This is a genomic window from Pseudomonas sp., from assembly GCF_050739995.1.
Lineage (GTDB): Bacteria > Pseudomonadota > Gammaproteobacteria > Pseudomonadales > Pseudomonadaceae > Aquipseudomonas.
On record NZ_JBOICG010000217.1, the window covers coordinates 1 to 9,523 of the forward strand.

At 62.5% G+C, this 9,523-nt stretch carries 10 protein-coding genes; all 10 read right to left on the minus strand.

The features are described from left to right. Window positions 1–69 precede the first annotated feature (69 nt). From ACRESD_RS07505 to ACRESD_RS07550, 10 genes are read right to left on the minus strand one after another with little or no spacing between them, the layout of a single operon-like run. The gene (locus ACRESD_RS07505; RefSeq protein ID WP_431750344.1) at window positions 70–462 is read right to left on the minus strand and encodes a hypothetical protein; all 393 of its coding nucleotides are present in this window, start codon (window positions 460–462) and stop codon (window positions 70–72) included. Between the two features lie 26 nt (window positions 463–488). Next, window positions 489–1,715 (minus strand): beta-ketoacyl-ACP synthase, encoded by a 1,227-nt coding sequence (locus tag ACRESD_RS07510; protein ID WP_431750345.1) that lies wholly within the window; start codon window positions 1,713–1,715, stop codon window positions 489–491. Continuing rightward, the gene (fabG, locus tag ACRESD_RS07515) at window positions 1,715–2,443 is read right to left on the minus strand and encodes a 3-oxoacyl-ACP reductase FabG (RefSeq protein WP_431750346.1); all 729 of its coding nucleotides are present in this window, start codon (window positions 2,441–2,443) and stop codon (window positions 1,715–1,717) included. Before fabG ends, ACRESD_RS07510 begins: the two co-directional genes overlap by 1 nt. Continuing rightward, window positions 2,440–2,901 (minus strand): 3-hydroxylacyl-ACP dehydratase, encoded by a 462-nt coding sequence (locus tag ACRESD_RS07520; RefSeq protein WP_431750347.1) that lies wholly within the window; start codon window positions 2,899–2,901, stop codon window positions 2,440–2,442. The genes fabG and ACRESD_RS07520 overlap by 4 nt, the downstream gene beginning before the upstream one ends. Next, on the minus strand, window positions 2,898–4,064 hold the full coding sequence (locus ACRESD_RS07525; protein WP_431750348.1) for a beta-ketoacyl-[acyl-carrier-protein] synthase family protein: 1,167 nt from the start codon (window positions 4,062–4,064) through the stop codon (window positions 2,898–2,900). Before ACRESD_RS07525 ends, ACRESD_RS07520 begins: the two co-directional genes overlap by 4 nt. After that, a complete protein-coding gene (locus tag ACRESD_RS07530; RefSeq protein WP_431750349.1) occupies window positions 4,061–4,543 on the minus strand; it encodes a hypothetical protein in 483 nt (160 codons plus the stop codon). Before ACRESD_RS07530 ends, ACRESD_RS07525 begins: the two co-directional genes overlap by 4 nt. Next, window positions 4,540–5,274: a class I SAM-dependent methyltransferase gene (locus ACRESD_RS07535; RefSeq protein ID WP_431750350.1), complete on the minus strand. Its 735-nt coding sequence runs from the start codon at window positions 5,272–5,274 to the stop codon at window positions 4,540–4,542. The genes ACRESD_RS07530 and ACRESD_RS07535 overlap by 4 nt, the downstream gene beginning before the upstream one ends. After that, window positions 5,271–6,518, minus strand: a complete 1,248-nt coding sequence (locus ACRESD_RS07540) for an NAD(P)/FAD-dependent oxidoreductase (protein ID WP_431750351.1) — start codon at window positions 6,516–6,518, stop codon at window positions 5,271–5,273. The genes ACRESD_RS07535 and ACRESD_RS07540 overlap by 4 nt, the downstream gene beginning before the upstream one ends. A gap of 33 nt (window positions 6,519–6,551) precedes the next feature. After that, on the minus strand, window positions 6,552–8,864 hold the full coding sequence (locus ACRESD_RS07545) for an MMPL family transporter (RefSeq protein WP_431750352.1): 2,313 nt from the start codon (window positions 8,862–8,864) through the stop codon (window positions 6,552–6,554). Continuing rightward, complete coding sequence (locus tag ACRESD_RS07550) at window positions 8,854–9,513, minus strand: outer membrane lipoprotein carrier protein LolA (protein ID WP_431750353.1); 660 nt, start codon at window positions 9,511–9,513, stop codon at window positions 8,854–8,856. Before ACRESD_RS07550 ends, ACRESD_RS07545 begins: the two co-directional genes overlap by 11 nt. Window positions 9,514–9,523 lie beyond the last annotated feature (10 nt).

Genomic DNA, 9,523 nt, shown 5'->3' on the forward strand with positions numbered 1-9,523 from the left:
CTCGCTAAAGCTCGACAGCTCCCACATTTGATCTTCGGCATATTTCAGCAGTTGTTGTTTCCGGGATGGTTACAGCCCTGCCGCACGCAACCCCGCCATGATGTCGCGATCGAGCATGCTCACCCAACGGTTGTAGTTGCGATGGATCTTGCCGTCCTTGTAGCCCAGGTCGCGGCTGTCGCGGTAGGTGATCGCGTAGCTGTTGCGGGTGTAGCGGATGTCGATTTCAGCATGGAACTGGTTGCGCACGGTGATCTCGGCCTGCACTAGCTCTGGGCTCAGGCGCTGCACCGTCCATTCGCGCTTTTGCAGGGCACTGACGATCACCTGTTTGACTTGTTCTTCGCTGACCTGGGTGTTCGTCGACAGATCGTGCTGGGTGTTGAGCACTGGCTTGCTGGTGCACCCCGCCGTGGTCAGCAGGGCCAGGGTGATCAGGGCAGCGCGTAGCAGGGAAGACATTCCATTTTCTCCAATCGATTAAAAAGTCAGGCCCAGCGGCGAAAGATCAACGATGTGTTGACGCCGCCGAAGGCAAAGTTGTTGTTCATCACGTAGTCGTGGTGCATTTCGCGGAAGCCACCTTGCAGGTAATCCAGTTCGCCGCATTGCGGGTCGACGGCGTCCAGGTTGAAGGTGTGTACGTACTGGTCGCGGTTCATCATCTCGATACTGAACCAGGACTCCAGCGCACCGCAGGCGCCCAAGGTGTGGCCAAGAAAGCTTTTCTGCGAACTGATGGGCATGCGGCTGCCGAACAGGCTGCTGGTGGCCAGCGTCTCGGCGATATCACCTTGGTCGGTGGCGGTGCCGTGACCATTCACATAGCCGATCGCAGAAGGCTCAAGCCCGGCATCCTCCAGGGCCAGCTCCATGGCGCGGCGCATGGTTTTCTGCTCTGGGCGGGTGGTGTGCTGGCCGTCGGCATTGCTGCCGAAACCGACGAGTTCGGAGTGGATGTGCGCCCCCCGGGCCAGGGCATGTTCCAGTTCTTCCAGCACCAGCATGCCGCCGCCTTCGCCAATCACCAGGCCATCACGGCCACTGTCGTAAGGGCGTGGGCTGGTCTGTGGCGCATCGTTCTTCAGGCTGGTGGCGTAGAGCGCGTCGAACACCATGGCTTCGGTGGGGCACAGCTCTTCGGCGCCACCAGCGAGCATCAGCGGCAGGCGGCCGAACTTGATCGCTTCATAGGCGTAGCCGATGCCCTGGCTGCCGCTGGTACAGGCGCTGGATGTGGGGATCAAGCGCCCGGTCAGGCCAAAGAAGATGCTGATATTCGCCGCGGTGGTGTGGGGCATCATGCGCACATAGGAGTTGGCATTCAGCCCTTCGGCCACTGAGTTGAGCAGCATGTTGCCGAACGCCTTGATCTCGTCGGTGCTGCCGGTGGACGAGCCGCAGGCCACGCCCATGCGCCCGTCCTTGATCGACTCGTCACCGAGCAGGCCCGCATCCTGCAATGCCTGCTCCGCTGCCCACACCGCCAGGCGCGAGACACGGCCCATGCTGCGCAGTTGCTTGCGCGTCCAGTGGGCCGGCACCACAAAATCGTCAATCGGTCCGGCCAGGCGCGTGTTCAGTTCGGTGAAGCGGTCCCACTCGTCCATGCGCCGGATACCGCTGCGGTTGGCGCGGAAGTTGGCCGAGATGGTGTCCCAGTCGCTGCCCAGGGAGGTCATGCCGGCCATGCCGGTCACTACGACGCGTTTCATCAGCACAAGCCTCCATTCACCGCCAACACTTGGCGCGTGATGTAGCCGGCTTCGGCGGACATCAGGAAGTTCACCGCACCAGCCACCTCTTCTGGAGTGCCCATGCGTTGTGCCGGGATCATCTTCATCAATTCTTCCACCGGCACGTTTTCATCGAGCATCGCGGTGTCGATCAAACCGGGGGCCACACAGTTGACGGTGATCTTGCGCTTGCCCAGCTCGATGGCCAGCGCTTTAGCCGCGCCAATCAGGCCGGCCTTGGAGGCGCTGTAGTTGACCTGGCCACGGTTGCCGATCAACCCCGATACTGACGTGATACACACGATACGCCCAGCAGTGCGGCGCCGGATCATCGGCATCATCACGGGGTGCAGCACGTTGTAGAAACCATCGAGGTTGGTGCGCATCACCACGTCCCAATCGTCTTCGGACAAGGCCGGAAACGCGCCGTCGCGGGTGAGGCCGGCGTTGAGTACCACGCCGTAATAGGCGCCATGCTGCTCCACGTCCGCTTCCAGGATTTGCTTGCACGCGGCGCGGTCCACCACATCGAATTGCAGCACCCGTGCCTTGCGGCCTAGCGCTTCGATTTCGACCTGCACCGCTTCGGCTTCGGCACGGCCGCTGCGGCAATGCAGCACGATGTCGTGCCCAGCCTGGGCCAGGCGCAGTGCAATAGCGCGGCCGATGCCACGGCTGGAGCCGGTGACCAGTACGGATTCAGTCATGGCGTTTCGTCCTTCGATTCATCTAAATAATTGGCCGCCTGGGGCGGTCGAAATACATTCAAGCGGGCGCTGGCCTGGATACCGTCACCCGTCAGGTGGCATTCGAACACCCCCATGCCGTTGTCGTCTTCCAGGGAGCGCAGGCCGTGGATGCGCAGTTCGGCCCCAGCCGGAAAGTGCTCCACGTTGCACTCGAATTTACGTGTGCCCAACAGGAATCCCAGTTCCACCGCTTCGCCTTTCTGGCGCGCACGGCAACCGGCATAGGCGGCGACGCTCTGGGCCATCAACTCAATGCCGACCCAGGCCGGCAGGCTACCGTCCGGGCGGTTGAACAAGCCGCCGGGCTTGACGGTGGTGCGGGTGTGAATCTGCTCTTCATCGAACGACAGCACTTGGTCGATCAGGATCATGTCGCCCGCATGGGGCAGCAGTTCGGCGAGTGGCCAATCGATCATGGGGCCTCTGCGATTATCAGGCTGATGTTATTGCCACCGAAGGCAAACGAGTTGCTCATCAGGCAGCGTCTTTTCAAAGTGTCGCCGGCTTTGGCCCAGTATAAGGCCGGTAGCGCGGGGTCGGCCTGGCCGTCCCACACATGCGGTGGCACTCGCCCATGGGCCAGGCTCAGCCAGCAAAACGCGGCCTCGAGCGCACCGGCCGCACCGAGGGTATGACCGCTCATGGGTTTGGTCGACGAACAGGACACGCCTTGGGGGAACAGGCTGGCCACGGCCAGGCTCTCCATCGCGTCATTGTGTTGGGTAGCGGTGCCATGCAGGTTCAGGTAGCCGATCTGCTCGGGTGCGAGTTTGGCGCTGGCCAGGGCTTTACGCATGGCTTGCAACGCCCCTTTGCCGGAGGGTTCGGGCGCGGAAATATGGTGGGCGTCACAGCTGGAGCCGCTGCCGAGCAACGCGATGGGGGCTGGTTCCCGAGTCATCAGGAACAGCACGGCCGCCTCGCCGATATTGATGCCGTTGCGGTTCACCGAAAACGGATTGCAGCGCTCGCTCGACACCGCTTCCAGCGAGGTGAAACCGTTAAGCGTCAGCTTGCACAAACTATCCACGCCGCCGCAGATCACCGCATCGCACACGCCCAGGTCCAGCAGCCGCTGGGCACTTACCAACGCACGGGCGCTGGAGGTACAGGCCGTGGAAATCACATAGGCCGGGCCGCTCAGGTGCAGCCAGTCGGCGAGGAAATTCGCTGGAGCGCTGAGCTCCTGCTGCTGGTAGTCATAGTCGCCGGGGAACTGCTGGTTGCGCAGGTAATGGGCGATGCCGCGACTGGCCTCATCGATACCCGACGTGCTGGTACCCAACACAATGCCAACCCGCGACGCGCCATAGGTCTGGATCGCCTGGCGTATCTCTTCTTCAATTTGCAGCGCCGCTTCCAGCAACAGTTGGTTGTTGCGGCTGCTTTGCGCACTCAGTTCCCCGGGAATCTGCGGCAACTCATTCCGCACGCCGCCCACCGGCAGCACGCGCTCGGGCACCCAGCCGCTTTCGGCGCACATGCCGGAGCAGTCGCCGGCAAACAGACTGCGGCTGACGTCGGCCTGGCCGCGCCCCAGGGCACAGATCACGCCGAGGGCATTCAGATACGCGGTCATTGGCCCATCCCAAGCGGCGTGATGCGGTAGCTCAATGGTTGCCCGTTCATGTTCACCGTGAATACCTCGGAAGACTGATACACGATTTGCCAATGACCTGGCAGTGTGCGCGTAAGGTCCATCGCTTGGGTACTCGGGTACAGCGCCGGTACGTCATCAGCCGAAGTCAGGGCAAACAGCAACGCGGCGAACAACTCCCGCGCCTGGGGATTGGGCGGCAGCAAACCATCGGCCTGCCACTGGCCATCGATCAGTTTTTGCCGGGCCAAGGGAATGCCCAGCGGGTCCATCATCGACCAGCGGATCGCATTGCCTTCATGCTGGATCACCAGCACCCAATCCTGGGTCTGGCCCTGCGCACGGCGCTGCACATGCAATTGCATAGGCAGGTTCAGGGCCGGATTTTTTGCAGGCAACGGCGGCTGGCTGGCGCAGGCGCTCAGCAGCAACAGGCAACCGATCAACAGCAGACGCATCATGGGGCGACACTCGCTAAAGGCTTGCGCGCTACACAATTGACCAGGGTTTCTTCACGCTGGCCCACCGGCGGCGGATTGCGCAGGCCCCAGCGTTCAAGCAGGCCGAAATCGCTGGCGCGGCTCCACCACAAATACGGGTACGAGACGTTCTGTGGGCCAAATTCAAAGCCCTGCTCGCGAAGCATCTCCAGGTACTCTTCGGCGCTTTTTTGCACGTGCATGGGGTGGCGGAACAACCAGCGGATCACCCAGGTATCGATATAGGCTTCAGTGGACTCGGCAAACAGCAAATAGCCACCGGGCTTGAGTACCCGGTAGAACTCTTTGAGGGCGCGATGCTGTTCAACCAGATGGTGGAAGGTCTGGTGACAGAACAGGATGTCGACGCTTTCGTCCGGCATCTGCAGGGTGGCGCAGTCGCTGCCGATCAGCTCCACGGCCAGGCCCTGGCGCGCGGCTTCGGCCTGGCTCAGCGCCAGGCTGTGAGGGTCGGCATCCAGCCCGATCAGGCGCCCAGGCGCAAACACCTGCTGCAAATAGCGGAACGATTTGCCCTGGCCGCAACCGGCGTCGAGCAGCACCGGCGCCATCGGCAGCGGCTCACTGAACAAGCTGTGCAGGTCATTGATTGCCACGCGCAATACGTGGTGCTGCCAAGTGTGGCTGCGCAGGAACCAGAAGCCGAACTTGGTTTCTTCGACGTAGTTCTTACTCAGGTACTGGGTGGTCATACTGTTTCACTCGCACAAATTTCCGACAACATCCGCAGCCGCCGCTTGGGCTCGCTGACAAACGGGTTGCGTTCATCCCAGGCGTAACCGGCGAGGATCGAACTGATCATCCGGCGAATCTGCGGTGAACTCCCCGGATGGAAAATCACGTCCTGGAAGGTTCCGGCGTACCAACCTTCGACGTAGCAACGGAAGGTGTCGACACCACGCTTCAACGGCTCGGCAAATTCGGTTTGCCAGTCCACGGTTTCGCCCTTCAACTGGCGATGCAATACGCCGGCCGCCATGCTCGCCGAACGCATGGCGATGGTCACGCCGGAGGAAAATACCGGGTCGAGGAACTCCGCCGCGTTGCCCAACAGCGCAAAGCCCGGCCCGTGCAGGGTTTTGACGTTGGCGGCGTAACCACCGAGGGTGCGCGCCGGCGTGTCCCACACGGCGTTTTGCAGCACGCCCCGAAGGCTCGGGGTTTCGTCGATGAAGCCGCGCAAGCAAGCGTCCAGGTCGTTGTCGCGACCAGCGAAGTGTTCCTTGGCCGCGACCACGCCCACCGAGCTGCGCCCGTTGCTGAACGGGATGGTCCAGAACCAGATATCACGCTGCGTCGGGTGGGTGGTCACGAGAATTTTGCTGCGGTCGAAACCGGGGTGCTCGATGCGGTCTTCAATGTGGGTGAACACCGCCTGGCGCACCGGGAAGTCCGACGGCAGGTCCAGGTCCAGCAAGCGCGGCAGCACGCGGCCATAGCCGCTGGCATCCAGTACGAACTTGGCCTTCAGGTGGTACTCGCTGCCGTTTTCCCGACGTACATGCAGGTAGCGACACTCGCTGTTGAAATCCACACCGACGATGGTTTCACCGTAGCGAATGTCCACCCCTTGCAGCGCCGCCTGGTCGGCCAGCAACTTGTCGAACTCGCCGCGCTGCACCTGGAAGGTGGTGGGCTTGCCCTCGCTGAACGTGTCACCGAAATCAAACGCGCTGTAGTGCTCGCCCCAGGCGAACGCGGCGCCGGTTTTTACCTGGAAGCCCGCTGCCTGGACCGCGTCGAGCATGCCGGCTTCTTCGATAAAGTCGATGCAGTGGGACAGCAGGCTTTCGCCAATCGAGAACCGCGGGAAATGCTGGCGCTCGATAATCAAGACATCATGCCCGTTGCGCTTTAACAACGCGGCGGCAATGGCACCGGATGGCCCGGCACCGATCACCACCACCTGGCGACGTTCCATTTCAACTGTGGGCACGAGGGCTCCTTGCCACTTTGGCGATAATCACATTCATAAGGCGTGTTTCCGCTGCCCGGCCCAAGGCGCCAGCATAAAGCTGAACGCCAGGCCCAGGCTGACCGACAGGCCGAAATTACTCACTGCCGGGGTGCTCGACACCGCCAACAGGCCAAACGACAGCCATGTCGTCAGCGCCGCCAGCAACGTCCCCAAAAGGCTCACGGCCGCGCCACCGATCTGCTCGCGCATCAGGATGGCGTAGTCGACGCTGATGGCCGTGACCAGCAGCAGGCCGAACAGGCTGAACAAGGTCAACGGCTGGCCCAGCCAACCGAGGCTGGCGAGGCTGCACAACGCCGCCAGCAACGGCAGGGCGACGATGCGCAAGGCACCGCCGAAGCCGAACGGCAGGATCAGCAGCAAGACGATCAGCACACAGGACATCAACTTCAGTTCCGCGGCGCTGACCTGTGTATCGGCGAATACGCGGTTCAAGTCGCCCAGACGGTCCACCAACTGTACGCCGGGCAGGTCTTGCGCTTGCACGCGCAGCAATGCCGGGTTGTTCAAGCCTTGCAGGCTGACCATGGCCGCCACCCCATCGTCCACTGGACCGAGCCATAGTGTGCGCCAGGGTTCGGCTAACGGGCCGGGCAGTGCGGCGTCGATGTCTTGGGTCGGCAGTGCTTGCAACTGCGCGACTTCGGCTTGCAGGGCACTCGCCGGGATGCCGAGGTCCAGCAGCGGCTGCCAGTGTTGCGCCAGGCTGTTCAGCGCCTCACGCAGTTGTTGCTGTTCGACGGGCAGGCTGACCAGTTGGTTGAGCGCCAGGTAGCCCTGGAGTTTGTTCATGTTCACCAACTGGTCCAGGCGCCGGCCCAATGCGGCTTGGCGCTCCAGCAACTGTTGCTGGTTGTCCGCTCGCACCAGGAAGAACTGGCTGGTGGGTTGGAACCCGGTGATGCGTGCCACGGCCTGGGCTTCCTGCAGCAGTTGCGGCGGAGCACCGATCCACTGGCGGATATCGTTTTTGCTGTGCAGGTGCCACAGGCCACTGGCGCAAAACAGCAGCAACAGCGCCAGCAGTACCGGGCTCGGTACGCGCTTGAGCAGCGCCGTCCGTAACTGCCAAAGGCATTCGGCGACACGCAGTGGCCATTGCGCCGGGCGCAGTTCCAAGCCCTTGAGCAGCGCCGGCAACAGGCACACGGCCGACAGATACGCACCCACCAAACCTGCGGCCGAGAACACCGCAATTTGGGTCAACGCCGGGAACGGCGTCCACGCCAGCGCCAGGTAGCCGATGCAACTGGTGGCCAGGCTGAGGCTCAGTCCGGGCAAGGTAATGCGTAACGCCGGCCAACTGCGCCACGGGCTCATGCTCCAGCTTTTCGACAGGTAGTGCAGCGGGTAATCCACCGCCACGCCGATCAGGCTGGAGCCGAGCACCAACGTCATCACATGCATATGGCCGAACAGCGCCACGCAGGCCACCGCACCAAACAGCATGCCCACCAGCACTGGCACGAACGCCAACAGCACGCGCCAGCGACGGAAGGCCAGCAGCAACAACAACAGGATGCCAAAGGTGGCGCCGCCGCCGACCCAGGTGATTTCCCGCGTGGCTTGCTGCTGCCCGTTGGCCGCGTAAAGCAGACCGCTGGCGGCGAGCAATTGCGCGCCGTGTTCGCTGGCTTGTGTGCGGCTGGCTTGGAGCAGATCCGCCACTTGCAGCGGCAGTTTCATATCGAAGGCATTGCCGGTGGTGCGCGCACGCAACAGCACCCAACTCTTGCCGTCGGCATCGGCGATCAGCGCGCCGCTGCCGATATCCAGCTGCACCGAACCGTGTTGCGGCTGGCTGTTCTGGATGCGCCCGGTCAGGCCCAGCCAGTCGTCCTGGCTCGGTACCAGGCTGAAGCCAGTGAAGGGATCGAACAGGGCTTGCACGCGCTGTTGAATGAACGCGTCGGGCTGTTCGATCAGTTGCTCGCGGTCCTTGGCCGACAGCATTGCCAGCCGCCCGCGCAGTAATTGCTCGCGCAGGGCGGGCAGGTCGGCTTGCAGGTTCCACTGCACCTTTTCAAACAGGCCGCTGGCTTGCCAGCGTCCGCCCAGTTGCTGCGCCACCTGTAGCGCTTGTTGGCGATCGGCATGCCCCACCAGCACCAGCATCTCGCGGTTCAAGGGCTCCTGCATGCGCTGCTCGGCTTGCAGCTCCAGGGCATCCGGCGTGTTGCCTGGCACCAGTTCCATCAGGTTGGCCGACAGCGGCGCGCCATGGCGCCATTGCCAGCCGGCCAGGGCCAGCACGGCCACCAGCAGGATCAGGAACAGGCGTGGCAGCAGGCGCTCACTGGGCAAAGTCGTGCTGCTCCGATTCGCTCAGTGGACGGTCGGCATGGCTGTCCTGCATGCGCAGCACGGTGCTGTCGCCCTGGGTTTCCAGCAGCTCGATGGTTTGCACCAGTTCGCCGCCGTCGATATTGATCTGGGTGAAGACTTGTTTTAACAGCAGCGAGCGTGGGATCAGCGTCAGCTTCCACTGCCTGGCTTCGCCTTGCAGTTGCAGCTCGAAGTCACGCTGCAAGCCGCTGCTGTCGCCCTGGAGCACGGCGAGGAACAGGCGGTTCTGCTCGGCTCCGGCACTCTTGTTTGGCAGCAGTTGCCAGCCACTGGCATCACGCCGCGCAATGCCTTGGGCGCTGATGCGGTAGTCCTGTTGCAAGGGGGTTTTGAGCAACCACAACAGGCCATGGTCTTTGGTCAGCACGAAGGTGCCTTTGCTGACCAAGGGTTGAGGCAGGGCGCGCAGGTGTTTTTCCTGGGTGAAGTTGCCGTGGATCACTGACGGTTTTGCCAGTTGATCGCTCAACTGCTGCAGGTCAAAAGCATGTGCCATTCCTGAAACGCTGAACAACAGAATTAACGCGATCCCTGTGGGAGCGGGCTTGCTCGCGAAGGAGGTTAACGATGACGCGGGTTGCCTGACACTACTCAGGGCCCTCAGGATCTTCGCGAGC

Coding starts and splice junctions, on each gene's coding strand:
- ACRESD_RS07505 (WP_431750344.1), bottom strand. CDS start 462: ATGTCTTCCCTGCTACGCGCTGCCCTGATCACCCTGGCCCTGCTGACC.
- ACRESD_RS07510 (WP_431750345.1), bottom strand. CDS start 1,715: ATGAAACGCGTCGTAGTGACCGGCATGGCCGGCATGACCTCCCTGGGC.
- fabG (WP_431750346.1), bottom strand. CDS start 2,443: ATGACTGAATCCGTACTGGTCACCGGCTCCAGCCGTGGCATCGGCCGC.
- ACRESD_RS07520 (WP_431750347.1), bottom strand. CDS start 2,901: ATGATCGATTGGCCACTCGCCGAACTGCTGCCCCATGCGGGCGACATG.
- ACRESD_RS07525 (WP_431750348.1), bottom strand. CDS start 4,064: ATGACCGCGTATCTGAATGCCCTCGGCGTGATCTGTGCCCTGGGGCGC.
- ACRESD_RS07530 (WP_431750349.1), bottom strand. CDS start 4,543: ATGATGCGTCTGCTGTTGATCGGTTGCCTGTTGCTGCTGAGCGCCTGC.
- ACRESD_RS07535 (WP_431750350.1), bottom strand. CDS start 5,274: ATGACCACCCAGTACCTGAGTAAGAACTACGTCGAAGAAACCAAGTTC.